The organism is Massilia sp. YIM B02763, assembly GCF_030412015.1.
In the GTDB taxonomy this organism is placed as follows: Bacteria; Pseudomonadota; Gammaproteobacteria; order Burkholderiales; family Burkholderiaceae_D; genus Telluria.
The window spans coordinates 87,872-111,426 of record NZ_JASNRD010000016.1; the positions used below are offsets into that span (position 1 = coordinate 87,872).

Annotated in this window: 21 protein-coding genes and 1 pseudogene; 9 read left to right on the forward strand and 13 right to left on the reverse strand. The window is 66.0% G+C overall.

From position 1 onward, the window contains the following. Positions 1-6 precede the first annotated feature (6 nt). The 3 genes from waaC (at position 7) to QPK32_RS19090 (ending at position 2,862) form a co-directional block, all read left to right on the forward strand. Positions 7-987, forward strand: coding sequence for a lipopolysaccharide heptosyltransferase I (waaC, locus tag QPK32_RS19080; RefSeq protein ID WP_290414378.1), 981 nt, complete (start codon positions 7-9; stop codon positions 985-987). Beyond that, a complete protein-coding gene (waaA, locus tag QPK32_RS19085; RefSeq protein WP_290414430.1) occupies positions 987-2,261 on the forward strand; it encodes a lipid IV(A) 3-deoxy-D-manno-octulosonic acid transferase in 1,275 nt (424 codons plus the stop codon). Before waaC ends, waaA begins: the two co-directional genes overlap by 1 nt. A gap of 103 nt (positions 2,262-2,364) precedes the next feature. Further along, positions 2,365-2,862, forward strand: a complete 498-nt coding sequence (locus tag QPK32_RS19090; protein ID WP_290414379.1) for a YcxB family protein — start codon at positions 2,365-2,367, stop codon at positions 2,860-2,862. Positions 2,863-2,995: 133 nt separating this feature from the next. Here the strand turns inward: QPK32_RS19090 and QPK32_RS19095 are convergent, their stop codons facing one another. The 7 genes from QPK32_RS19095 to QPK32_RS19125 form a co-directional block, all read right to left on the reverse strand. Beyond that, complete coding sequence (locus QPK32_RS19095; RefSeq protein ID WP_290414380.1) at positions 2,996-3,919, reverse strand: M48 family metallopeptidase; 924 nt, start codon at positions 3,917-3,919, stop codon at positions 2,996-2,998. A gap of 44 nt (positions 3,920-3,963) precedes the next feature. Next, positions 3,964-4,704 (reverse strand): 1-acyl-sn-glycerol-3-phosphate acyltransferase, encoded by a 741-nt coding sequence (locus QPK32_RS19100; protein WP_290414381.1) that lies wholly within the window; start codon positions 4,702-4,704, stop codon positions 3,964-3,966. A gap of 38 nt (positions 4,705-4,742) precedes the next feature. After that, the gene (gmhB, locus tag QPK32_RS19105) at positions 4,743-5,306 is read right to left on the reverse strand and encodes a D-glycero-beta-D-manno-heptose 1,7-bisphosphate 7-phosphatase (protein WP_290414382.1); all 564 of its coding nucleotides are present in this window, start codon (positions 5,304-5,306) and stop codon (positions 4,743-4,745) included. Positions 5,307-5,316: 10 nt separating this feature from the next. After that, positions 5,317-7,413 carry a glycine--tRNA ligase subunit beta gene (glyS, locus tag QPK32_RS19110; protein ID WP_290414383.1) on the reverse strand — a complete coding sequence of 699 codons (2,097 nt, stop codon included), beginning with the start codon at positions 7,411-7,413 and terminating at the stop codon, positions 5,317-5,319. A 25-nt stretch (positions 7,414-7,438) separates the two neighbouring features. Continuing rightward, entirely contained in the window at positions 7,439-8,362 is a 924-nt protein-coding gene (gene glyQ / locus QPK32_RS19115; protein ID WP_290414384.1) for a glycine--tRNA ligase subunit alpha, read from the reverse strand. Positions 8,363-8,538: 176 nt separating this feature from the next. Next, a complete protein-coding gene (lnt, locus tag QPK32_RS19120; protein ID WP_290414385.1) occupies positions 8,539-10,134 on the reverse strand; it encodes an apolipoprotein N-acyltransferase in 1,596 nt (531 codons plus the stop codon). A gap of 81 nt (positions 10,135-10,215) precedes the next feature. Next, positions 10,216-11,094, reverse strand: a complete 879-nt coding sequence (locus QPK32_RS19125; RefSeq protein ID WP_290414431.1) for an HlyC/CorC family transporter — start codon at positions 11,092-11,094, stop codon at positions 10,216-10,218. Between the two features lie 175 nt (positions 11,095-11,269). Between QPK32_RS19125 and QPK32_RS19130 the strand changes: the two genes are divergently transcribed. Both QPK32_RS19130 and QPK32_RS19135 read left to right on the forward strand, forming a co-directional pair. Beyond that, positions 11,270-11,719 carry a (2Fe-2S)-binding protein gene (locus QPK32_RS19130; protein WP_290414386.1) on the forward strand — a complete coding sequence of 150 codons (450 nt, stop codon included), beginning with the start codon at positions 11,270-11,272 and terminating at the stop codon, positions 11,717-11,719. Between the two features lie 20 nt (positions 11,720-11,739). Continuing rightward, a complete protein-coding gene (locus tag QPK32_RS19135) occupies positions 11,740-14,004 on the forward strand; it encodes a molybdopterin cofactor-binding domain-containing protein (protein ID WP_374046770.1) in 2,265 nt (754 codons plus the stop codon). 108 nt (positions 14,005-14,112) lie between these two features. On the opposite strand, the gene ybeY is transcribed toward QPK32_RS19135, so the two are convergent. The 3 genes from ybeY to miaB are packed head-to-tail and all read right to left on the reverse strand — an operon-like array spanning position 14,113 to position 17,028. Next, positions 14,113-14,586, reverse strand: coding sequence for an rRNA maturation RNase YbeY (gene ybeY / locus QPK32_RS19140; RefSeq protein WP_290414388.1), 474 nt, complete (start codon positions 14,584-14,586; stop codon positions 14,113-14,115). Then, on the reverse strand, positions 14,567-15,670 hold the full coding sequence (locus QPK32_RS19145; protein ID WP_290414389.1) for a PhoH family protein: 1,104 nt from the start codon (positions 15,668-15,670) through the stop codon (positions 14,567-14,569). The genes ybeY and QPK32_RS19145 overlap by 20 nt, the downstream gene beginning before the upstream one ends. Beyond that, positions 15,667-17,028, reverse strand: a complete 1,362-nt coding sequence (gene miaB, locus QPK32_RS19150; protein ID WP_290414390.1) for a tRNA (N6-isopentenyl adenosine(37)-C2)-methylthiotransferase MiaB — start codon at positions 17,026-17,028, stop codon at positions 15,667-15,669. Before miaB ends, QPK32_RS19145 begins: the two co-directional genes overlap by 4 nt. Before the next feature lie 643 nt (positions 17,029-17,671). On the opposite strand from miaB, the pseudogene QPK32_RS19155 reads away from it, so the two are divergent. Next, a pseudogene (locus QPK32_RS19155) lies at positions 17,672-17,983 on the forward strand (hypothetical protein); the annotation flags it as partial. 191 nt (positions 17,984-18,174) lie between these two features. Here the strand turns inward: QPK32_RS19155 and QPK32_RS19160 are convergent. Beyond that, positions 18,175-19,017, reverse strand: coding sequence for an HDOD domain-containing protein (locus tag QPK32_RS19160; protein WP_308632606.1), 843 nt, complete (start codon positions 19,015-19,017; stop codon positions 18,175-18,177). Continuing rightward, the gene (locus QPK32_RS19165) at positions 19,017-19,202 is read right to left on the reverse strand and encodes a hypothetical protein (protein WP_290414393.1); all 186 of its coding nucleotides are present in this window, start codon (positions 19,200-19,202) and stop codon (positions 19,017-19,019) included. Before QPK32_RS19165 ends, QPK32_RS19160 begins: the two co-directional genes overlap by 1 nt. Positions 19,203-19,354: 152 nt before the next feature. Between QPK32_RS19165 and gstA the strand changes: the two genes are divergently transcribed. After that, entirely contained in the window at positions 19,355-19,963 is a 609-nt protein-coding gene (gene gstA, locus QPK32_RS19170; protein WP_290414394.1) for a glutathione transferase GstA, read from the forward strand. A gap of 55 nt (positions 19,964-20,018) precedes the next feature. After that, positions 20,019-20,570 carry a DUF1697 domain-containing protein gene (locus tag QPK32_RS19175; protein WP_290414395.1) on the forward strand — a complete coding sequence of 184 codons (552 nt, stop codon included), beginning with the start codon at positions 20,019-20,021 and terminating at the stop codon, positions 20,568-20,570. Between the two features lie 129 nt (positions 20,571-20,699). On the opposite strand, the gene QPK32_RS19180 is transcribed toward QPK32_RS19175, so the two are convergent. Next, complete coding sequence (locus QPK32_RS19180) at positions 20,700-21,107, reverse strand: hypothetical protein (RefSeq protein WP_290414396.1); 408 nt, start codon at positions 21,105-21,107, stop codon at positions 20,700-20,702. 429 nt (positions 21,108-21,536) lie between these two features. On the opposite strand from QPK32_RS19180, the gene QPK32_RS19185 reads away from it, so the two are divergent. Next, positions 21,537-23,498 carry an AAA family ATPase gene (locus tag QPK32_RS19185; protein WP_290414397.1) on the forward strand — a complete coding sequence of 654 codons (1,962 nt, stop codon included), beginning with the start codon at positions 21,537-21,539 and terminating at the stop codon, positions 23,496-23,498. The last annotated feature ends 57 nt before the right edge of the window (positions 23,499-23,555 follow it).

Genomic DNA, 23,555 nt, shown 5'->3' on the forward strand with positions numbered 1-23,555 from the left:
CCGCCGTTGAAGATCCTGCTGGTGCGGCTGTCGTCCCTGGGCGACGTGCTGCACAACCTGCCGATCGTGGCAGACATCCTGCGCCACCACCCGCAGGCCCAGGTCGACTGGGTGGTGGAGGAGGCCTATGTCAGCCTCGTGAAGCTCAATCCCCACGTGCGCAAGGTGATCCCGATCGCGCTGCGCCGCTGGAGGAAGGGCCTGGGCAAGGCGGACGTGCGCGCCGAGCTGCGCGGCTTCTTCCGCGACCTGCGCGCCGAACGCTACGACTACGTGTTCGACACCCAGGGCCTGATCAAGACCGGCATCGTGATGGCCTGCGCGCGCGTCAAGCCGGGCGGCCAGAAGATCGGCCTGGCCAACGGCACCGAGGATTCGGGCTACGAGGGCATTTCGCGCGTCTTCCATAGCCGCAGCATCCCCGTCGCACCGCGCACCCATGCGGTGGCGCGCGGGCGCCAGGTGGTGGCCGCGGCGCTGGGCTACACGGTCGACACGGCGCCGGACTTCGGCCTGCCGGCGCCCGATGCCTCCGGGCGCAAGCCCTGGATGCCCGCAGGCCCGTATGCCGTGTTCTTCCACGGGACGGCGCGCGACGCCAAGAAATGGCCGCCGGCCGACTGGATCGCCCTGGGCCGGGCACTGGCGCCGCTGCCCGTGCTGCTGCCCTGGGGCTCGCTGCGCGAAAAAGAGGATGCCGCCTTCCTGGCCGCCGCGCTGCCGAATGCGGCCGTGCTGCCGAAGCTGTCGATGATGGACGCCGTGGAACTGGCGCGCCATGCGGCGCTGGCCGTCGGCGTCGACACGGGCCTGACCCACATCGCCGCCGCCTTCCTGACGCCGACGGTCGAGATCTACGTCGATTCGCCGCGCTGGAAGACCGAGGGCAACTGGTCGCCGCGCATCGTCAACCTGGGCGACACGGGCGCCGCGCCGGATACCGCTGCCGTGCTGGCCGCCGCCCGGCGCCTGCTGGAGACCGCTTGATGCGTTTGCTGTATTCCCTGATGTGGTGGCTGGCGCTGCCGCTGGTGCTGGGCCGCCTGTGGTGGCGCGGGCGGGCCGAACCGGGCTACCGCATGCACGTCGGCGAACGCCTCGGCCTGCATGGCCGTGTCGCAGCGGGCGGTCCCTTCATCATGCTGCACGCCGTGTCGGTGGGCGAGACGCGCGCGGCCGAACCGCTGGTCGACGCGCTGCTGGCCGCCTATCCGGGCCACCGCATCCTGCTGACCCACATGACGCCGACGGGCCGCGCCACCGGCAAGGCCTTGTTCGCCAGGCATGGCGAACGCATCGTGCAATCCTACCTGCCTTACGACACGGGCTTCATGGTCGGCAGGTTCCTGCGCCATTTCGCGCCGCGCGCCTGCATCCTGATGGAGACGGAAGTGTGGCCGAACCTGATCCGCGCCTGCGCGCGCCATCGGGTGCCGGTGGCGCTGGTGAACGCGCGCCTGTCCGAGCGCTCGCTGCGGCGCGGCCAGCGCTTCGGCGGCATCATGATGGAAGCGGCGCGCGCGATTGCGCTGGTCGCCGCCCAGACCGACGCGGATGCCCGGCGCATCGCCTCGCTGGGCGCGCCGAACGTGACGGTCACCGGCAGCATCAAGTTCGACGTGGTGCCGCCCGAGGCGGCGCTGCAAACGGGCGCCTTGCTGCGCGCGCGCTGCGCGGGCCGTCCCGTGTTCCTGTGCGCCTCGACGCGCGAGGGCGAAGAAGCGCTGATCCTGAACGCCTTCACGGCATTGCCGGACCGCCCCGCGGGCATGCTCCTGCTGCTGGTGCCGCGCCATCCGCAGCGCTTCGACGAGGTCGCGCGCATGGTGGAGGAGCGGGGCCTGAGCCTGGCGCGCCGTTCCGCGCTGAACCTGGAAGAAACGAGCGCGGTGACGGCCGACGTGCTGCTGGGCGACTCGATGGGCGAGATGTTCGCCTACTATGCGGCCTGCGACTGCGCCTTCATCGGCGGCAGCCTGATGCCGCTGGGCGGCCAGAACCTGATCGAGGCGGCCGCCGTCGGCAAGCCGGTGCTGGTGGGCGAACACACGTTCAACTTCCTGCAGGCGACCGAGGAAGCGATCGCCGCCGGCGGCGCGTTGCGCGTGCAGGATGCGCCGGCCCTGATGCGGGAGGCGGCGCGCTTGCTGGAGGACGGCGGCGCGCGCGCCGCGATGGGAGAGCGGGCGCTCGCTTTCGCCGCCCACCACCGCGGCGCGACCGTGCGCACTGTTGAACTCTTGCAACGGATTATCGACTAGGTTTTGTTACCATTCCCTTTAGCTTAAGAAACGAAAGGGGATGCGCATGTTGTGGTCTAATCGCACGCGAGCGGGCGGCAACGCGGATGGCGGGACGGCCCTCATGGACCAGCCCGATACGAGCGATCTCGGCGCCGACGCCATGCCGGCGGCCTCGATCCCCGTCGTGCATCCCCCCGCCGCCTTGTACAACCTGCATTTCTGGGTGCGCTACACGCTCGGCGAATACACGGGTTTCATGTGGGAGCACGGCGGCTACCTGATCCGGCGCCGCCACATCCGCTGGCCGATGAGCCTGTACCTGCGCCTGAAGACCACGCTGTCGGCGGCCATGCACTTCGTGCTGCTGCGGCGCGGGCGCCGCACCTACGAATTCCAGATCGACCAGCACGGCATCGTGCGCACCAGCGACACGGGCGTGAGCCTGATCGGCTGGGACGACGTGCAGCGCATCCGCACCTATTCGAAGGGTTTCATGATGGTCCTGAAGCGCGGCACGCTGCCGATCCCGTTCCGCTGCCTGAGCAAGGACGAGGTCAGCGCGATGCGCGGGATCGCGGATGCGCGCGCGGCGGGCGAGCTGCAATTCCGCGCTTCGTAGCACGCGCATTGCAGGCAGGGTGGACGGGTCTCCCGTCCACGCGGTGATACCCGCCACCTGATTCGCCGCACCCGCAATCGGCACCGCGGTGTTCAAACGTGCGTTGAACGCGTGGACGGCGACGCCGTCCACCCTACTCCGGGAACAGCACCGGCATCTCGATCGACCGCTTGCGCAGGGCCGCCTTGGCCCCGTCGTAGTCCGGGAACACCGATTCCACCACGGCCCAGAAGCGCGGGCTGTGGTTCATCTCGCGCAGGTGCGCCAGTTCGTGCACGACCACGTAGTCCAGCAGCGCCAGCGGGTAGTGCACCAGCTTCCAGTTCAGGCGGATGTTGCCGGCCACCGTGCACGAGCCCCAGCGCGTGCCGGCCGAGGAAATCGCATAGCTGTTGTACTGCACGCCGACTTGCGGCGCATACAGGTCCAGGCGTTCGCCGAACAGGCGCCGGGCCTCGTCCTGGAACCAGCGCTTGACGCGCTCGCGGATCTGCCACTCCGTGAGACCGGGCGTCACGCCCAGTTCCAGCGTGCGGCTGTCCGCGTCGTAGACGCAGCGGCTGCGCTCGGCCGGCGCGAGGCGCAGCACGATGTCCTGGCCCAGGTAGGGCAGCTTGGCGCCGTCGACCCATTCGACGGGCGCGCGGCCTTCGCGCTGCACGTGGCGCTCGCTGCGCTCGAACAGCTTGGTCAGGATCCAGCGCTGCTTGGCGCGGATGGCGCTGTCGATGTCGGCCAGCACGGCGCGGTTGGGAACCGTCACGCGCAGGCCGTCGTCGTCGATCATGAAGCCGTAGGAACGGCGCGAGGAGCGGCGCAGCACGTAGTGCACCGTGTGCGATCCGAGCTGGATCGTGCGCAGCGGCGGATCGTTCGGACCGACCGGCGGCACGGGCAGGGTGCGGGTGGGCACCGGCGGCGCCTTGAACAGGGGCGCCGGCGGCACGGATTTCGGTGCGGCCGCGGGGGCTTGCGGGGCGTCGGCGGCGGAGGGCGCGAGCGCCGCGAACTGGGCGAACAGCTCCAGCTGTTGCGCGTCGGTCTTGGGGGAGGTCATGGTGGGCGGCGTCGGAGATGCTTTGGCGAGCGCGCCCAATTCGTTCAGATACCTTTGTAGGCGTGGGGCGAAATGACGCGCATTTCCGATTCTATCCAATTTTCGACCTCTTGCATCAGGGTGTCGGCGGTATGGTGTTCCGGCGATATCGGCTTGCCGATCGAGACGGTGATCAAGCCCGGGCGCTTGATGAAGGAATTCTTCGGCCAGCACTCTCCCGAATTATGCGCGATCGGCACGACGCTGGCACCCGTTTCGATCGCCAGGCGCGAACCGCCGCTCTTGTACTGTCCTTTTTCGCCAACAGGGATGCGCGTCCCTTCCGGGAACATGATGATCGACTGGCCGTCCGCAAGGCGGCTCTTGCCGATCCTGACCACGTGGGCGAAGGCGCGCTTGCCCTTGCTGCGGTCGATCGGGATCATGCGCAGCAGGGCCATGCCCCAGCCGAAGAAGGGGATGTACAGGATTTCCTTCTTGAAGACGTACACCAGCGGCCGGCGCATGTTCGGCAGCATGAAGATGGTTTCCCAGGCCGACTGGTGCTTCGACAGCAGGATCGCCGGCTGCGCGGGGAGGTTGTCGTAGCCGCGGACCTCGTAGCGGATGCCGCAGATGACGCGTGCGCACCAGATCACGAACACGTTCCAGCGCGACGTGACCCAGAAGCGCGTGTTGTACGGGAAGGGCGCCGCCAGGAAGCAGACGCAGGCCCAGACGACGGTGGCAACCGCCATGACGACGGTAAACAGCAGGGAGCGCAGGAACAGTAAGGCGTTTTGCAAGGACGAAGTCTCCGGTACGGCGGTATGGGTGGTAGCGGTCATGCGTTGGCCGGGGCGGGGCTGGGGGCGGTTTTCAGGAAGGCGTCGACCATTGCGGCGAGGTCGGGGAAGACCTGGGTGCCGGGCGGCAGGCCGCCGGTCTCGAAGGTCTTCTGGCCCTTGCCGGTCAGGACCAGGTAGGGCAGGCAGCCGCTGATGAAGCCGGCCTGCAGGTCGCGCAGCGAGTCGCCCACGGTCGGCACGCCCTTCAGGCTGAGCTTGAAGCGCTTGCTGATCTCCTCGAACATCCCGGCCTTCGGCTTCCTGCAGTCGCAGTTGTCGATGGCCGCGTGCGGGCAGAAGAAGATCGCGTCGATGTCCGCGCCGACCAGCTGGGCGGCGCCGTGCATCTTCTGGTGGATGGCGTTCAGCGTGGTCATGTCGAACAGTTCGCGCGCGATGCCCGACTGGTTCGATGCGATGACCACGCGGTAGCCCGCCTGGTTCAGGCGCGCGATCGCCTCGAGCGACCCCGGGATCGGGATCCACTCGGCGGGCGACTTGATGAACTCGGGCGAGTCGTGGTTGATGACGCCGTCGCGGTCGAGGATGATCAGCTTCATCGCGCCTGCCTCATGCCGCCAGCTTGGAGATGTCGGCCACGCGGTTCATCATGCGGTGCAGGATGGCCAGCAGGGCCAGGCGGTTGTTGCGCAGCCTGACGTCTTCGGCCATCACCATCACGTCGTTGAAGAAGGCGTCGACGTCGTCGCGCAGCTGGGCCAGCGTCTTCAGGGTGCCGGTGAAGTCGCCGCGCGCGAAGGCGGCATCGACCTCGGGCTGCACGCGCAGCACGCTCGCATGCAGCTTCTTCTCGGCCTCGTCCTGCAGCAGGGCGGCATCGACCGAACCAGCTTGGGCCAGGGCTTCCTCGTTCTTCTTGAGGATGTTCGAGATGCGCTTGTTGGCGGCGGCCAGCGAGCTGGATTCCGGCAGCGCGGCGAAGGCCTGCACGGCTTCCAGGCGCTGCACCACGTCGTCGACGCGGTCCGGATCCTGGGCCAGCACGGCTTCCACTTCGTTCGGCGAGAAGCCGCGGTCGCGCAGCAGGCCGCGCACGCGGTCCAGCATGAAGGCCTTCACTTCCGCGCCCGGATCCTTGAAGGCGGGCACGGTGTCGAACGTCGCGGCGGCGTCGGCCAGCAATTCGTCGATGCCCAGCGGCAGGCGCTTTTCCACCAGCATGCGCATCACGCCCAGCGCGTGGCGGCGCAGCGCGAACGGGTCCTTCTCGCCGGTCGGCTGCAGGCCGATCGACCAGATGCCGACCAGGGTTTCCAGCTTGTCCGCCAGCGCCACGGCCAGGCCGGTGTTCGTCGACGGCAGCGCGTCGCCCGAGAAGCGCGGCTGGTAGTGTTCGGAGGCGGCCAGCGCGACTTCCTCGTGCTCGCCGTCGTTGCGGGCGTAATAGGTGCCCATGATGCCCTGCAGCTCGGGGAACTCGCCGACCATGTCGGTCAGCAGGTCGGCCTTGGCCAGCTGGGCGCCGCGCTCGGCCAGCAGCACGTCGTAGCCGAGGCGCCTGGCGATGGCGCCGGCCAGGCGCGTCACGCGCTGCGTGCGTTCGAGCTGGGTGCCCAGCTTGTTGTGGTAGACCACGTTGGCCAGCTGGGGAACGCGCGACTCCAGCGACTTCTTCTTGTCCTGCTCGAAGAAGAACTTGGCGTCCGACAGGCGCGGGCGCACGACGCGCTCGTTGCCGCCGACGATGGCGGACGGATCGTCGGTCTGCAGGTTCGAGACGATCAGGAAGCGCGAGCGCAGCTTGCCGGCGCTATCCGTCAGGGCGAAGTATTTCTGGTTGGTCTGCATGGTCAGGATCAGGCATTCCTGCGGCACGGAGAGGAAAGTCTCCTCGAACCGGCACTCGTACACCACCGGCCATTCGACCAGGGCCGCCACTTCGTCCAGCAGCGATTCCGGCATCAGCACCTGGTCCGCGCCGGCCTTGGCCAGCAACTGGGTGCGGATCGATTCCTTGCGCTCCTCGGCATTGGCGACGACCTTGCCCGTGTCCTTCAGCAGCGCGGCATAGTCGTCCGCATGGGGGATGTCGAAGGGCTGGCCGTTCGACAGGAAGCGGTGGCCCAGCGTGCCGCGGCCGGACGACAGGCCCAGCAGCGTCAGCGGCACGACGGCGTCGCCGTGCAGCGCCAGCAGCGAGTGCACGGGGCGCACGAACTGCACGGTGGCGCCGTCCGGGCGCTGGTAGCTCATCACCTTCGGGATCGGCAGCTTGGCGACCGCCTCTTCGAGCACGGGCTGCAGGCCGGCGGCCAGCTGCGAACCGGGGGCGGTATAGGTGTGGAAGAAGCTCTCGGCCTTGCCGTCCTGGGCGCGTTCGAGGTCCGCGACCTGGAGATCCGGGAAGCCCAGCGCGGCCAGCTTCTTGGCCAGCGGCGCGGTCGGGTTGCCGTCCTTGTCCAGGGCGACGGTCACCGGCAGCACTTTTTCGCGGATCGATTTGTCCGGCGAGGTGGCGCGTACCCTGGTGATCGACACGGCCAGGCGGCGCGGGGTCGCATAGGTGGTGACGACGCTGTCGGCGTCGAGGAAGTCGCGCGCCTTCAGGCCGTTGGCGATGCCGCCCGCGAAGGCGGCGCCCAGTTTCACGAGGGCTTTCGGCGGCAGCTCTTCGGTCTGCAGCTCGACGAGTAAAGTCTGATTCATGGTTGTTCTATTTTCTGTTCTGGGCTCAGGCGGCTTGTGCGGAAGGTTGTTCCGATGCGGGCAGCATCGGGAAGCCGAGCTTCTCGCGCGAGTCGTAATAGGCCTGGGCGACCAGGCGCGACAGCGTGCGCACGCGGCCGATGTAGGCGGCGCGCTCGGTGACGGAGATGGCGCCGCGCGCATCGAGCAGGTTAAAGCTGTGCGAGGCCTTCATGATCTGCTCGTAGGCCGGCAGCGTCAGGGCCAGCTCGATCAGGCGCTTGGCTTCGCTCTCGTGGTTGTTGAAGGCCTGGAACAGCAGCTCCGTGTTCGAGTGCTCGAAGTTGTAGGTCGACTGCTCGACCTCGTTCTGGTGGAACACGTCGCCGTAGCTGAGGGACTTCTTCACGCCGTTCTCTTCCCACTCCGTCCACACCAGGTCGTAGACGTTTTCCACGCCCTGCAGGTACATCGCCAGGCGTTCGATGCCGTAGGTGATCTCGCCCAGCACGGGCTTGCAATCGAGGCCGCCGACCTGCTGGAAGTAGGTGAACTGGGTGACTTCCATGCCGTTCAGCCAGACTTCCCAGCCCAGGCCCCAGGCGCCCAGCGTCGGGCTTTCCCAGTCGTCCTCGACGAAGCGCACGTCGTTCTTCTTCAGGTCCAGGCCCAGCGCCTCCAGGGAGCCGAGGTAGAGGTCGAGGATGTTTTCCGGCGCCGGTTTCAGGACGACCTGGTACTGGTAGTAGTGCTGCAGGCGGTTCGGGTTCTCGCCGTAGCGGCCGTCCTTGGGGCGGCGCGACGGCTGCACGTAGGCGGCGCGCCACGGCTCCGGGCCGATCGCGCGCAGGAAGGTGCCGGTGTGGAAGGTACCCGCGCCGACTTCCATGTCGTAGGGCTGGAGCAGGGCGCAACCCTGCTTGTCCCAGTAGGTCTGCAGGGTCAGGATGATTTGTTGGAAAGTAAGCATCTTATCGGCTTGGAGCTGGTGGCTGCGCGCGCGCGGCGCGCGAACACGGTGAGTTTGCTAAAACACCAATTTTAGCGGTTTTTGCCGGGTGCTTCGAAACGAATCTCGCAGCGCCCGGTTTTTGGACGAGTTTTCTTCGGCAGACTTTACTCATGAACAGCGCCGAAGGGAAGGGCTCAGGCGGTTTTATCGGCGCTGCTCCCCGGCCCCCCGCGGCGCCGGCGGCCGGCGAACCAGGCGCCGGCCAGCAGCAGCGCACCCAGGCCCAGGAACAGCAGGTTGCCGAAGCGGATGTACGGCGTGGCGCCGCCCATGCCCTGCACGCTGGCCGCCAGCACGCCCTGCCGGTAGAACGGGATCTGCTGCACGACGTTGCCGCGGCCGTCGATGATGGCGGTGGCGCCGTTATTGGTTGCGCGCAGCATCGGGCGTCCCGTTTCGAGGGAGCGCATGCGCGAGATCTGCAGGTGCTGCGGGATCGCCGTCGATTCGCCGTACCAGGCGAGGTTCGACACGTTCAGCAGCAGCGTGGCCGGGCGTGGCGCTGCGCGCAGGTTCTTCGCGATCTCTTCGCCGAACACGTCCTCGTAGCAGACGTTGGGCAGCACCAGCTGGTCCTTGACGGGGAACGGCGCCTGCACGGCCGGGCCGCGCGTGAAGTCGCCCAGCGGGATCTGCATCATGTTCGTGAACCAGCGGAAGCCCGTCGGGATGAATTCGCCGAACGGCACCAGGTGGTGCTTGTCGAAGCGGTAGGCCTGCCCCTGCGGACCGATGCCGGCCACGCTGTTGGCGTAGGCGGTCTGGCTGTCGGCCAGCGGGATCCCGTACAGGAAGGACGTGCCGGTGCGCGCCGCGTAGTCCTTGAAGATGTCCAGGTAGCCGGCCGGGAGCTGCTGCGGGAAGATGGGGATCGCCGTCTCCGGCGCCGCCGTCAGGTCGGCCGGCGCGGCCGTCATCATGTCGCGGTAGCGCACCAGGATGCCGGTGAGGTGGTTGGCGTCGAATTTCTCGTCCTGCGGGATGTCGCCCTGCAGCAGGCGCACCGTGATCGGCTTGCCGACGGCGTGCGTCCATTCGACCTGGCGCAGCAGCGAGCCGGCCACCAGCAGCACGCCGAACAGCGCCAGCGCCCCCATGCGCTGGCGCTGGGTCAGCATCACCAGGCAGGCCGCGCACACGGCGGCCAGCACGCCGATGCCGTACACGCCGACGATGGGGGCGAAGCCGCCCAGCGGCGCCGTGTTGTGCGCATAGCCGGAAGCTGCCCAGGGAAAGCCCGTGAACACCCAGCCGCGCAGCCATTCGGACACGCCCCAGCAGGTGGGGAACACCAGCAGCAGGAAGGCCGGCACCGGCAGCGCCCAGCGCTTCCTCAGCCAGGTCGACGCCGCCGCGGCGAAGGCGCCGAACAGGCCCATGTACAGGCCCAGCAGGCAGATCGCGATGGCCGACAGCACGGCCGGCAGGTGGCCGTAGCGCGTCAGCGCGATCGACAGCCAGTGCATGCCCGCCACCGACCAGCCGAAGCCGAACGCCCAGCCCAGCAGGGTCGCGCGGCGCACCGAGCTACCCATGCCGACCTGGTAGAACAGCCAGGCCAGCGCCAGGAACTGTACGGGCCACCAGCCGAACGGTTCGAACGACAGCAGGCTGGACGCGCCGGCCAGCGCGGCGGCGAGCAGGGCAAGGAGGCTGGGGCGGGTGCCGCGCAGGGCCGGGTCGGGGGCCTGGGCGGGAGCGCGGGTTGAGGCGGAGCGGCGGAGGATCAAGCGGTATTCCGTATCGTGTCTGGCGTGGCGTTCCAATGAAAACGCCCCGGGAAGGGGCGCATGGCGGGGCGGTACTGCGGGTCAGTCCTGTTCCTCGTCGACGTCGGGCAGCTTCTCGACCAGCAGCACGTGGATCTGGCGCGCGTCGGCGCGCAGCACCTCGAAGCGCAGGCCTTCCAGGTCGAACACCTCGCCCTTGTGCGGCATGCGTCCCAGGTGGTTGGCCACCAGGCCGCCGATGGTATCCGCTTCGTCGTCCGGCAGGTCGACGCCGAGTTCCTCGTTGAACTGCTCGATCTCGGTCAGCGCCTTCACGCGCCAGCGCGGGCCGTGCTGGCCTTCCTTGATCGACAGGATGTTGTCCTCTTCCTCGTCGAAGTCGTATTCGTCCTCGATGTCGCCGACGATCTGTTCCAGCACGTCCTCGATGGTGATGAGGCCGGCCACGCCGCTGTATTCGTCGACGACGATGGCCATGTGGTTGTGGTTCGCGCGGAAGTCGCGCAGCAGCACGTTCAGGCGCTTCGACTCGGGGATGAAGATCGCCGGGCGCAGCATCTTGCGCACGTCGAAGGATTCCTCGGCGTAGTAGCGCAGCAGGTCCTTGGCCAGCAGGATGCCGACCACCTTGTCGCGCTCTCCTTCGATGGCGGGGAAGCGCGAGTGGGCCGTTTCCAGCATGATCGGCAGCCACTCCTCGATCGGCTTGGAGATGTCGATGACGTCCATTTGCGAACGCGGGACCATGATGTCGCGCACCGACAGGTCGGAGACCTGGAACACGCCCTCGATCATGGAGAGGGCGTCGGCGTCGATGAGGTTGCGTTCGTGGGCGTCGTGCAGCACTTCCAGCAGCTCGGCGCGGTTTTCTGGCTCAGGGGAGATCAGCGCGGTCAGCCGTTCGAACAGCGACCGGTGGGTTTTGGCGTCCGTTCGGACGTCAGCAGGGTGCTCAGGCATAGTTGGCATGAAGCCGTTGTTGCGATGGGCCATAGGATACACCAAAAGCCGCCATGCCTGTTTTTTATGCAGCCCGCGTGCGATGCCGGACTTTTGACAGGGATGGCATGATGTGTGCGCCACTTCACACATTTTTTTGTCTATATTGGCAATTCCCCATGACAAGGAGTGCCTCATGCCCGCGCTGAACGTGAACGGTACCACCACCAACCTCGATGTCCCCGACGACATGCCCCTGCTGTGGGCACTGCGCGACGTGATGGGACTCACCGGCACCAAATTCGGCTGCGGCGTCGCCCTGTGCGGCGCGTGCACCGTGCACCTGGACGGCCAGGCGATCCGCTCCTGCGTCACGCCCGTGTCGGCCGCCGCCGGCAAGAAGATCACCACCATCGAGGCGATCGGCAACGATCCGGTCGGCGCCAAGGTGCAGGATGCCTGGCGCCAGCTCGACGTGGTGCAGTGCGGCTACTGCCAGTCGGGCCAGATCATGTCCGCCACCGCGCTGCTGCACGCGACCCCGAAACCGTCCGATGCCGACATCGACGGCGCCATGGCGGGCAATATCTGCCGCTGCGGCACCTATAACCGCATCCGCCGCGCGATCAAGATCGCGGCTGCCTGAGGAGACCGGACATGGACCAGATGACCCAGGAACCCCAGGATACCCAGGATACCCAGGACGCCCAGCCGCCGAAGTCGCAGGGTCGGCGCCAGTTGCTGAAGGCCGGCGCGGCCGGTGGCGGCGCGCTGCTGTTCGGCTTTTCGCTGTTCGGCTGCAGCAAGAAGCCGGAAGGCGACCGCAAGGAACCGCCGCCGGAACAGGCGGTCGGCCAGGCCGCGACGGCCGTGTCGAACCAGCCGCCGGGCCTTGCCCACGACGCCTTCATCCGCATCGACCGCGAAGGCATCGTCACGCTGATCATCCACAAGGTCGAGATGGGGCAGGGCACGTTCACCTCGATGCCGATGCTGCTGGCCGAGGAGCTGGGCGCCGACCTCACCAAGGTCAAGCTGGAACAGGCGCCTGCCGACAACACGCTGTATGCGGACCCCATGCTGGGCGGCCAGGTGACGGGCGGCTCGACCTCGGTGCGGGCGGCGTGGAAGCCGCTGCGCGAGGCCGGCGCCAAGGTGCGCACGGTGCTCGTGCAGGCCGCGTCCGACCAGTGGAAGGTGCCGGTGGGCGAACTGAAGGTGGTGGCCGGCACGATCCGCCACGACGGCTCGAACCGCTCCATGCACTTCGGCGAGGTCGTCGACGCCGCTTCCAAGCTGAACTTCCCGGCCACCGTCAAGCTGAAGGACGCGGCCGACTTCACCTTGATCGGCAAGTCGCTCAAGCGCCTGGACAGCCCCGCCAAGGTGAACGGCTCGGCGCTGTTCGGGATCGACGCGCGCCTGCCGAACATGGGGATCGCGGCGGTGGCCGCCTCGCCCGTCATGGGCGGCAAGGTCACGGCCGTGGACGAGCAGAAGGCCATGGCGGTCAAGGGCGTGCGCCAGGTGCTGCGCATCGAGGGCGCGGTGGCCGTCGTGGCCGACAATTTCTGGTCCGCCAAGCAGGGCCTGGCCGCCGCCGCGCCGCGCTTCGACGACGGCGCCAACGCCGCCGTCAGCACGCAATCCATCGTGGCCGACATGATGAAGGTCTCGCAGGGCACGGGCGCCGTGGCCAGGAACGAGGGCGACGCGCTCAAGGTGCTGGACGCGTCCGGCGGCAGGCGCATCGACGCCATCTACGAGGTGCCCTTCCTGGCCCACGCGACGATGGAGCCGATGAACTGCACGGTCGACCTGCGCCAGGACGGCTGCGACCTGTGGGTCGGCACGCAGGTGCCGGCGCTGGCCCAGGGCGCGGCGGCCAAGCTGACCGGCCTGCCGATCGAGAAGGTGAAGGTCCACAATTTCTATCTCGGCGGCGGCTTCGGACGCCGGCTCGAGGTCGACAACGTGATCCAGGCGGTGGCCTTCGCCAAGCTGCACAAGGGCCCGCTGAAGATCGTGTGGACGCGCGAGGAAGACATCCAGCACGATATGTACCGCCCGTATTACGTGGACCGCATGTCGGCCAAGCTGGACGAGAAGGGCATACCGTCGGCCTGGTTCCACCGCGTGACGGGTTCCTCGATCATGGCGCGCTTCGCTCCGCCGCTGGTCAAGAACGGCGTCGATCCGGACGCGGTGGAGGCGGCGGCCGACCTGCAGTACACGATTCCCGCCATGCGCGTCGAATACGTGCGCCACGAGCCGCCGGGCCTGGCCACCGCCTTCTGGCGCGGCGTGGGGCCGACCCACAATGTGTTCGTCGTGGAAAGCTTCATCGACGAACTGGCGTTCGCGAGCAAGACCGACCCGGTGGCGTTCCGCCGCGCCCTGCTGCAGAAGTCGCCGCGTACGCTGGCGGTGCTGAACGTGGCGGCCGAGAAGGCCGGCTGGGGCAAGCCCCTCAAACCCATCGCCGGGCGCAAGGTCGGGCGCGGGGTCTCGACCCAGTTCGCCTTCGGCAGCTACATGGCGCAGGTGGCGGAAGTGTCGGTGGGCCCCGACGGCGACGTGCAGCTGCACCGCGTCGTGTGCGCGGTCGACTGCGGCCAGAACATCAACCCGGACACCATCGTCGCGCAGATGGAGGGCGGCATCGTGTTCGGCGCCAGCGCCGCATTGTGGGACCAGATCACGCTGGACAAGGGAAGGGTGCAGCAGACGAACTTTTCCGACTACCGCGTGATGCGCATGAACGAGTCGCCGACCATCGAGGTGCACCTGGTCAAGAGCGGCGACGAGCCGGGCGGGATCGGCGAGCCGGGGACGGCGGGGATCGCGCCGGCGCTGTCGAATGCGGTGTTCGCGGCGACGGGGACGCGCATCCGCAAGCTGCCGATCGGGGAGCAGTTGAAGAAAGCGTAATGCGGCGTGCGATGGTGGGCACGTGGTGCCCACCCTACGGCATCATTAACGTTACAGGTACCGAAACGGCATCGTAGGGTGGGCACCACGTGCCCACCGAACCGCCGATCATTCGTTGTCCGCGTACGGATCCGGATACTCGAGCGCTTCCATGATGTCGCGCTCGAGCTGCTCCATCTCTTCCGCTTCCTCGTCCGTCTCGTGGTCGAAGCCCTGGGCGTGCAGCACGCCGTGCACCACCAGGTGCGCCGTGTGTTCCTCGACCGTCTTCTTCTGTTCCTCGGCCTCGCGCTGCAGCACGTCGGTGCACAGGACGATGTCGGCCTGCGTCGGCTCGTCGTCGTCGATCTGGGCGCCTTCGTTGTAGGCGAAGGTGAGGACGTTGGTGGCGTAGTCCTTGCCGCGGTAGTCGCGGTTGAGAAGCTGCCCTTCGGCGGCGTCGACGAAGCGGATCGCCAGTTCGGCCGGGCCGAGCAGGGCGGCGCGCACCCAGCGCTCGATCATTTCCGGGGTGATCTCGGCTTCGAGGCGGGTGTCGGCGTACTGGACGTCGAGTTCCAGCTTATGGTTTTTTTCTTGCATGGCGGGGGCTCGCAGGTTTGGACAGGTCGCCGATCTCCTGGATGGCGGCCGCTTTCTCGTAGGCGTCGACGATGCGCGCCACCATCGGGTGGCGCACCACGTCGGCGCTGGAGAACTGGGTAAAGGCGATGCCGCGCACGTCCTTCAGCACATGCATCGCATCGACCAGGCCGCTCTTCTGCGTCTTGTGCAGGTCGACCTGGGTGACGTCGCCGGTGACGACGGCCTTGCTGCCGAAGCCGATCCGGGTCAGGAACATCTTCATCTGCTCGACCGTCGTGTTCTGGGCCTCGTCCAGGATCACGAAGGCGTGGTTGAGCGTGCGCCCGCGCATGAAGGCCAGCGGGGCGATCTCGATCACGCCCTTCTCGAACAGCTTCTGGGTGCGGTCGAAGCCGAGCAGGTCGTGCAGCGCGTCGTACAGGGGGCGCAGGTAGGGATCGACCTTCTGCGAGAAGTCGCCCGGCAGGAAGCCCAGGCGCTCGCCCGCCTCGACGGCGGGACGGGTCAGGATGATGCGCTTGACGGCGTCGCGCTCGAGCGCGTCGACGGCGCAGGCCACGGCCAGGTAGGTCTTGCCGGTGCCGGCCGGGCCGATGCCGAAGCTGATGTCGTGTTCGAGCACGGCCTTCAGGTAGCGGATCTGGTGCGCGGTGCGGCCGCGCAGGTCGGTGCGGCGCGTCTTCAGCACCGGGCTGACCAGGTCGGCCGGATCGTCGTCGACGCCGGCTTCGGCACGCTCTTCCTCCTCGGTGAGCGTTTCGCCCGGTTCCTTGGCGGAAGGCGCCGGCTCGGCCGCCTTGGGCTTGATGCCGGAGCGCTGTTCGACCAGCGCGAGCTGCACTTCCTCGAGCGGCACGACCTTGTCGGCCACGCCGTAGAAGCGTTCCAGCAGTTCGACCGCGCGCTCGGCGTTGCTTCCGCTGACGATGAATTTCTCGCCGCGGCGGAAGATGGTCACGTCCAGCGCGGCCGAGATCTGGCGCAGGTTTTCATCGAGCGGACCGCACAGGTGGGCAAGCCGCGTGTTGTCGAGCGGCTCGGGGATGAAGTACGAGGGCTGGGTGGGCGTTTGGGTTTTCAACTGGCTTTGGCAATCGTATCAATGCTGGCGACCAGGTCGCCGCGCAGGGAGTAATCCAGGCTCTCGGTGATGCGCACGTCGACCAGCTGGCCGACCAGTGCTTCGCCGAGGTCGCCCGGGAAGAAGTTGACGACGCGGTTGTTCTCGCTGCGGCCCTGCAGTTCGCCGCCGCCTTTTTTCGACGGACCCTCGACCAGCACGCGCTGCACGGTGCCGACCATGGCGGCGCTGGTCTTGCGCGTGTTGGCGTCGATCAGGGCCTGCAGGCGCTGCAGGCGCGCCAGCTTGACCTCGTGCGGGGTGTCGTCGTCCAGGTTGGCGGCCGGCGTGCCGGGGCGCTTGCTGAAGATGAAACTGAAGCTGTTGTCGAAGCCGACGTCTTCCACCAGCTTCATCATGGCCTCGAAATCGGCATCCGTCTCGCCCGGGAAGCCGACGATGAAGTCGGAGGAAATCGCGATGTCGGGGCGGACCGCCTTGATGCGGCGGATGATCGACTTGTATTCCAGGCCCGTATAGCCGCGCTTCATGGCCTGCAGGATGCGGTCGGCGCCATGCTGCACGGGCAGGTACAGGTGGTTGACCAGCTGCGGGATCTTCGCGTACGCGTCGATCAGGCGCTGGGTGAATTCCTTCGGGTGGCTGGTGACGAAGCGCAGGCGCTCGATGCCGGGGATCTCGGCCACGTATTCCAGCAGCAGCGCGAAATCCGCGACTTCGCCGCTTTCCATGACGCCCCGGTAGGCGTTCACGTTCTGCCCCAGCAGCATGATTTCCTTGACGCCCTGGGCGGCCAGGCCGGCGACCTCGGTCAGCACGTCCTCGAAGCGGCGCGAGACTTCCTCGCCGCGGGTATAGGGCACCACGCAGTAGCTGCAGTACTTGCTGCAGCCTTCCATGATCGACACGTAGGCGACCGGACCCTCGACCTTGGCCGGCGGCAGGTGGTCGAACTTCTCGATTTCCGGGAAGCTGATGTCGACCTGGGCCGCGCCCGTGTGGCGGCGCATCTCGATCATCTGCGGCAGGCGGTGCAGGGTCTGCGGTCCGAACACGACGTCCACGTGGGGCGCGCGCTTGACGATGGCTTCGCCTTCCTGCGACGCCACGCAGCCGCCCACGCCGATCACCAGGCCGGGCTTGTTGCGCTTGAGCTCCTTCAGGCGGCCCAGGTCGGAGAACACCTTTTCCTGCGCCTTTTCGCGCACCGAGCAGGTATTGAACAGGATGACGTCGGCATCGTCCGGGGTGTCGGTGCGTACGAGTCCTTCGGCGGCGCCGAGCACGTCCGCCATCTTGTCCGAGTCGTACTCGTTCATCTGGCAGCCGAAGGTCTTGATGAATACTTTTTTCTGCATGGAATGCTTCTGGTGTCTGTGCTGGTGCTGATGCTTTGACAATGGAAGGCCAGTTTACCGTAAATCGGAAACGCCCCCCCAGCGAGGCGCGCGGCACCGGTTTCCATACCTTATGGCAATGCTATTTATAAAAACTGATCTTTTGATACGATTGGTTACATTGTGTCTTCTTGAAAATTCATTTCCAGATGTTATGTTTAACCTTGTCAGGAGGGCTCAACATTAATTTCCTCAAGCAAATCAAATAGTTCCTGCTGACCGGCAATTGCAAACTTAGCGCAAAAAAACTCTTGCGTGCGCCACAATCTGTCACCATGTGCTGAAATGACTATGTGACAAGCTTTCCCAGCGATAGCTTGATTTCGGCTAATGAATTCTGTGTCCAGGTCGTGGTTGGACCGGACATATGAGTTTGATAATTTGTTCGAAAAACAAGTGTGCTTGGGAAGTGGAAGCTTCGGCGGACACAGCGTCCGGTGGGGTTTCCGACAAGGGAGCGCACGCGGTCCGGTGCGCGTGCCGTGCGGTTCAGACAGACCAGTCTGCTTGAACGTTCGGTAACGGTACCGGGAACTTATGTTGACGAAAGTTAGTCATTAACACAGTTCGTAAAAGAACTATTTTAACCACTCACGAGGAAATCATGGCACACCATGCTCTGTCATCACAGGAAAGCTACAACCCGAACCATCTGCTGGACATCCTGCTGGGCAAGATGCAGCTGAAGAATGACGCTGCGCTGTCGCGCATGCTGGAAGTCGCTCCTCCGGTGATCAGCAAGATCCGTCACCACCGCCTGCCGGTCGGCGCTTCGCTGCTGATCCGCATGCACGAAGTGACCGGCATGAGCATCCGCGACCTGCGCGACCTGATGGGCGACCGCCGTACCAAGTACCGCCTGTCGGATGCCCAGGGCCGCCCGAAGCCCGAAGAGAAGGCAGCCCAGCAGGCAGCCCAGCAGGCCGCGCAACAGGCAGCTCAGCCGCAAGCCCAGCAGGGCGCCCAGGCCGACGAGGCAAGCAGCAAATCCGGCAACTATGCGCACTGATGCCGTGGGCATGACAGCCGGTCCTGTCATGCCTTCGGCGCGACCCGGCGGCGGAAGGTCCTTGCGGACCGTTTCCGTCGCCGTCACCCGGGCCAGCCTCAGACCATGAGGATGGCCGACATCTCGCCTAGCTGCGTTTCGGTTTCCCGGAACAGGTGCAGATAGGCTTCTTCATTCAATCCCATCGCATCCCAGGCCACGTTCGACAGGCGCGGCACCACGTCATCCTTCTCGCCCGACAGGTCGAGGGCGTGGACGATCGCATCGGCCACGTGCACGATCGTGGCCAGGAAGCCGGCACCAGGGGTGTCCGGCGCATGGTGGAAACCGATTGCCTGGCACATGGTGCCAGAGAAATTCCAATGCGCGGCCAGCGCCAGGCCGGCGTCGACGTGGTCCACGCCCAGCACGGCGGATTCCGCCTCGCGCCACTCGGCCGGGTGGGCCGCGCGCCAGGCCAGCACGTCGCCGTAGGCTTCCGGATGGCCCGTCACCAGCACCAGGCGGCCGATGTCGTGCAGCAACCCGGCCGTGAAGGCGATGTCCTGGTTGAAGCGCATGCGCCGCGCCAGCGCCCGCGCGCAGGCGGCGGTGGCGATCGAATGGCGCCAGAACGCCTTGTCGTCGAAACCGGGGCAGCGTCCGCTCGGGAAGCAGCCGCCGACGGCGGCCACCGTGATCAGGTTGCGCATCCTCTGGAAGCCCAGGTAGGTGATCGCCTGCTGGATCGTGGTCACCTTTACCTGCAGGCCATAGGCCGAGGAATTGGCCAGTCGCAGCGTATTGGCCGTCAAGGCCTGGTCGTACGAGACCTTTTTCGCCAGCACGGAGATGTCGACGTCTTCCTGCTCGATGCTGGCCAGCAGCTCCATGACGATGGCCGGCAGCGAGGGCAGGTCCTGCACGCCGCCCGCCAGTTCCTCCACGGTAATGCGCTTCATCACGGTACCTCCGGCGTGGCGCCGGCCGCCGGGACGGCGTCGCGCTGCAGGCGGTAGTCCTCGACGTAGCGGCGCAGCAGCGCGCTGGCGCGGTCGGCGGGAGCGTCGGGGTCGATGCTACGGAACAGATCGTCGAGCCGTGCCTGCACGGCGGCCGGATCGGTGGGCGGCAAGGTGGCAGTCATGCGATTTCTTTCCTTTTTGTAATCTGGCGGATCATACCATTCGGCTATGATCGATCGGCAGGGCCGTGCGCTGCCCGATGGTTCTATTGTATGCTCGCCAGGGCCTTGCCGTCGGCATCGCACGACATCAGCCACGATTAGATAGGAAAGACATGAAACTGTATTTCGCGCCCGGCGCCTGCCCGCTTGCCTCCCACATCGCCCTCGCCGAAGCCGGCCTCGACTACACGTTGGAACGCGTCGACCTGGGCAGCAAGCGCACCGCCGCCGGCGCCGACTTCCTGGCGATCAATCCCAAGGGCTATGTGCCGGCGCTGGAGCTGAAGGACGGCACCGTGCTGACCGAAGGCCCGGCCATCGTCCAGTTCGTCGCCGACCTGGCGCCGGACCGCCAGCTGGCCCCCGCCCACGGCACCCTCGAACGCTACCGCCTGATCGAATGGCTGAACTTCATCTCGGCCGAACTGCACAAGAGCTTCACCCCGCTGTTCCGCGCGGCCGCGACGCCGGAAGCGAAGGAAGCCGCACGCGCCGCGCTGCGCCAGCGCCTGGAATGGGTTGCCGGCCAGCTGGACGGACGCGACTATCTGCTCGGCACGCAGTTCTCGGTGGCCGACGCCTATTTGTTTACGGTGCTGACCTGGGCCGGCCTCGTGCACTTCGACCTGTCCCCGTGGCCGCGCCTGTCGACCTATATGCAGCGCGTCGCGGAGCGCCCGGCCGTGCAGCAGGCGCTGCGCGAGGAAGGCCTCGTCAAATAAGGAGAAAGCCGCGGCCCGGTGCGCCATCCCGCGTGCCGGCACGGTACCATGGCACATGACCAGCAAACGCTACATTGCCCTGCTCAGGGGCGTCAACGTGGGACGCGCGAAACGCGTGGCGATGGCCGACCTGCGCAAGCTGATCGGCGACCTCGGCTATACCGAGGTGCGCAGCGTGCTCAACAGCGGCAACGTGGTCTTCAGCGGTCCCGCGAAACCGCAGGAGGCGGTCGCGACGGAGATCGAGGAAGCGCTGGTGCTCAAGCTGGGCGTGGCGGCGCGCACGCTGGTGCTGGACAGCGAGGAGCTGGCCGCGATCGTGGCCGCCAATCCGCTGCTGGAGATGGCGTGCGACGATGCGCGCCTGCTGATCTTCATCCTCGGCCACAACCATGCGCACGCGGCGATCGAGGCGCTGTGCCGGCGCGACTGGCATCCCGGCGCGGTGGCGTTGGGCGAACGCGCGATCTACGTCTGGTGCCCGGACGGCATCCTCGACAGCGCCGCCGCGGCCACGCTGGGCAAGGAGCTGGGCGACGCCACCACCTCGCGCAACTGGGCCACGCTCAGCAAGCTGTACGCGCTGTGCAACGAGGCCCCTGTCTGAGGCAGCTTCCGAAAATGACGACGGCGCCAGTGGCGCCGTCGTTTCTCCGTTCCATCGACCCGGCCTTGCGGCCCGCTTGCGCGTCATGCGAAAGCGCCGGTCGGCGGAAGCTGTCTGCTGCTCACACCCTTATTTGAACTTCTCGCTGCTGACGCGGCTGGCCCGGTAGCCGATCAGGATCAGGCCGACCAGCATCATGGCAAAGACTTCCGGTTCGGGAAGTTCGGACATCGAGGATGGCGGTGGTGCCACCACCTCGGTGCGGTGCACCGTCGACAGGTCGGCCACACGGTAGGCGCGAACGCCCGCATGGGTCGTGTCGAGGTCGATGGCGGCCGCCTGTGCGGCGCCGCCAAACAACAAGCTGAGCGTTAAAGCAAGTGCATATCGTTTCACGGTCATTCCTTCGACAAAGCTGGCGGAACCTGGTGACGTGGCTTCGGCACGAGAATATTGCATCGCAATCGGGTTCCAATAAAACAAAGAAACTAATTGCTTTATAGATCGATTACGAATGCGTCGGCCGATATTCAGCATAGCAAAGATGCGCTCCGCATTGCGCCCGTTACGTGTTGTTACAGCTTAATAATTCCATGGAAATTTTTATGTTTTTGAAAGAAAACAAAAGTAAGCAATGATGCATCAAGTGATTGATGATTAAGCAAAATTTGCATCGTTTCTTGCCCATCGCTTATCGGAAATACCTGAAGTGCAAAGGTTTTCATTGGCAGTCTGATCATGGATGTTGCGCCGTACGTTTTTTTCTCCGCACGGTATACACCTTCCTTTTCTTTGCGGGTATAGTCTCCATATTCCTATTGCCTTAGGGCATCAAAACAATATCAAACGTACACGTTTGAATACCCCAAGCGGTTCCGCACCGCCCGCCTTTCTCGTCCATCCGGCACTTTGGAAGGCAAGCAAGACCACGAGCATCACACCCTTCGTTTTTTGCAGAGTATCGATATGCCGAAATTTGCCCAACTTCAAATTGCCTTCAAGAATGTTTATGTTCGGATCTTGACCGCCATCGTGCTGGGCATGTTGACCGGCTGGTTCATCTACAAGGCCAACGTGCCCCAGGACACGGCGCCGGTCGTCCATTCGCAGAACATCGCCGAGATCACGGAGCTGGCCGCCAGCAAGGAGCGCCTGGACTACCTGCTCATCGCCAAGCCGCTGTCGGATTCGCCGCGCTACGTCTACAAGTTCAAGGATGCGCCGCAACTGCACGTGGTGAAGGTGCCGAGCACCTCGCACCTGTCGCTCGAGCGCGAAGTGCTGCTCAAGAACGCGATTCCGTACTCGATCGCCAAGGACGACTTCCTGGCCAGCCACAAGGCCGTGCTGGAGGAGGAGGGCGAGAACTTCGGCACCGACGCCGTCGACTTCATGAAGCGCCATGCACTCGACATCACCGTACTGCTGGTGATCCTGTACGCGATCAAGTTCGGCATCCCGGGCATGGGCGCGAGTGCCCAGATGATTTCGCCGGACAAGCTCAAGGGCAGCCTGGACGACCTGATCGGCATGGAAGACATCAAGCAGGAAGTGCTGCACCTGGAAGACATGATCCGCAACCGCGAGATCTACCAGGAACACAATATCGACAAGCCGTTCAACGTGATGCTGACCGGTCCCGCGGGTACCGGCAAGACCAAGCTGGTCGGCTACCTGGCCAAGCGCCTCGACATCCCGCTGATCCAGGCGTCCGGCTCGGCGCTGGAATCGGGCTACGTGGGCGGCGGCTCGAAGGCGCTGAACGCGCTGTACCGCAAGGCATCGAGCAAGGGCCGCTGCATCATCTTCCTGGACGAGGCGCAGAGCCTGTTCATGCCGCGCGGCCGCAGCGAAAAGAAATGGGAAGACGACACCGCCAATACCCTGCTGGGCCTGCTGGACGGCGTGAAGAGCGACAAGGGCCAGGGCGTGATCTGGGTCGTCGCCTCGAACTTCGACGATGCCTCGACCGAGATGGACGAAGCGATGCTGCGCCGCTTCTCGGTGAAGATCAACTTCCGCCTGCCGAACAAGGCCGAGCGCCGTGAACTGCTGCGCAGCTTCCTGGCGCGCAAGAAGGATGGCCTCGTCGATTGGAACGACCTCGACCTGGACCAGGTCGCCGAAATCACCCAGAACCTCAGCCCGGCGCTGCTGGAAACCGTGGTCGAGCGCGCGTCGATGCTGTCGATCCAGGAAAAGGCGATCATCAATACCGACCTGCTGTTCCGTGCCTACGAGCGCGCCACCATCGGCCTGACCGACCGCGCCACCACGGCCGAGAAGCACAAGCAGCGCGAGCGCATCGCCGTGCACGAACTGGGCCACTTCTTCATGCAGATCGACCCGTTCCTGCGCCAGGGCCTGAGCCTGGCCGAAGTGAAGGAAAAATCGCACCTGCTCAAGATCAGCACGGAAGCGGTGTCGAAGATCGGCGCGCTGGGCTACGTGCTGCAGTCGGGCGACGACATGTCGCTGCGCACGCTGGAAGAGCTGGAGCGCGACGTGATCGGCCTGTACGGCGGCGTGGCGGCCGAAGAGCTGTTCTACGGCGCGCGCGGCATCTCGGTGGGCAGCCAGAACGACATCGAGAAGATCACCAAGATGCTGAACCTGATGGTGGGCCGCCTGTCGATGTACTCGCGCGCCAAGATCGACTACAGCCAGCTGCAGAACGACGCCAGCGGCGAGCACACGCTGCGCCAGGTCGAGGAAAAGTCGGACGAGCTGTACAGCTACACGCTGGACGCGATCCGCGACTACGAGAAGGTGATCGTGGCGCTCAAGGACACGCTGCTGGACCAGTACGTGCTGTCGAAGGATGCCGTGTTCGCGCTGCTGGCGGAACACGAAGACACGCTGCGCGCCGGCCTGGATGCGCCGCGCGCCGTGAACCTCACGCTGTGCGCCGAGGAGGCGGTGGCGTAAGGCCGAACGAATGGTTGATGGTTCCCGGGCGTGCCGCGCCCGGGTTGCGGCGGCGGA

What these genes read in the sequence shown, in the direction of transcription:
- waaA (WP_290414430.1), top strand. Translation starts at nt 987, where the DNA reads ATGCGTTTGCTGTATTCCCTGATGTGGTGGCTGGCGCTGCCGCTGGTG.
- QPK32_RS19090 (WP_290414379.1), top strand. Translation starts at nt 2,365, where the DNA reads ATGGACCAGCCCGATACGAGCGATCTCGGCGCCGACGCCATGCCGGCG.
- QPK32_RS19095 (WP_290414380.1), bottom strand. Translation starts at nt 3,919, where the DNA reads ATGACCTCCCCCAAGACCGACGCGCAACAGCTGGAGCTGTTCGCCCAG.
- gmhB (WP_290414382.1), bottom strand. Translation starts at nt 5,306, where the DNA reads ATGAAGCTGATCATCCTCGACCGCGACGGCGTCATCAACCACGACTCG.
- glyS (WP_290414383.1), bottom strand. Translation starts at nt 7,413, where the DNA reads ATGAATCAGACTTTACTCGTCGAGCTGCAGACCGAAGAGCTGCCGCCG.
- glyQ (WP_290414384.1), bottom strand. Translation starts at nt 8,362, where the DNA reads ATGCTTACTTTCCAACAAATCATCCTGACCCTGCAGACCTACTGGGAC.
- QPK32_RS19125 (WP_290414431.1), bottom strand. Translation starts at nt 11,094, where the DNA reads ATGCCTGAGCACCCTGCTGACGTCCGAACGGACGCCAAAACCCACCGG.
- QPK32_RS19130 (WP_290414386.1), top strand. Translation starts at nt 11,270, where the DNA reads ATGCCCGCGCTGAACGTGAACGGTACCACCACCAACCTCGATGTCCCC.
- QPK32_RS19135 (WP_374046770.1), top strand. Translation starts at nt 11,740, where the DNA reads ATGACCCAGGAACCCCAGGATACCCAGGATACCCAGGACGCCCAGCCG.
- ybeY (WP_290414388.1), bottom strand. Translation starts at nt 14,586, where the DNA reads ATGCAAGAAAAAAACCATAAGCTGGAACTCGACGTCCAGTACGCCGAC.
- miaB (WP_290414390.1), bottom strand. Translation starts at nt 17,028, where the DNA reads ATGCAGAAAAAAGTATTCATCAAGACCTTCGGCTGCCAGATGAACGAG.
- QPK32_RS19160 (WP_308632606.1), bottom strand. Translation starts at nt 19,017, where the DNA reads ATGAAGCGCATTACCGTGGAGGAACTGGCGGGCGGCGTGCAGGACCTG.
- QPK32_RS19165 (WP_290414393.1), bottom strand. Translation starts at nt 19,202, where the DNA reads ATGACTGCCACCTTGCCGCCCACCGATCCGGCCGCCGTGCAGGCACGG.
- gstA (WP_290414394.1), top strand. Translation starts at nt 19,355, where the DNA reads ATGAAACTGTATTTCGCGCCCGGCGCCTGCCCGCTTGCCTCCCACATC.
- QPK32_RS19175 (WP_290414395.1), top strand. Translation starts at nt 20,019, where the DNA reads ATGACCAGCAAACGCTACATTGCCCTGCTCAGGGGCGTCAACGTGGGA.
- QPK32_RS19180 (WP_290414396.1), bottom strand. Translation starts at nt 21,107, where the DNA reads ATGCTGAATATCGGCCGACGCATTCGTAATCGATCTATAAAGCAATTA.
- QPK32_RS19185 (WP_290414397.1), top strand. Translation starts at nt 21,537, where the DNA reads ATGCCGAAATTTGCCCAACTTCAAATTGCCTTCAAGAATGTTTATGTT.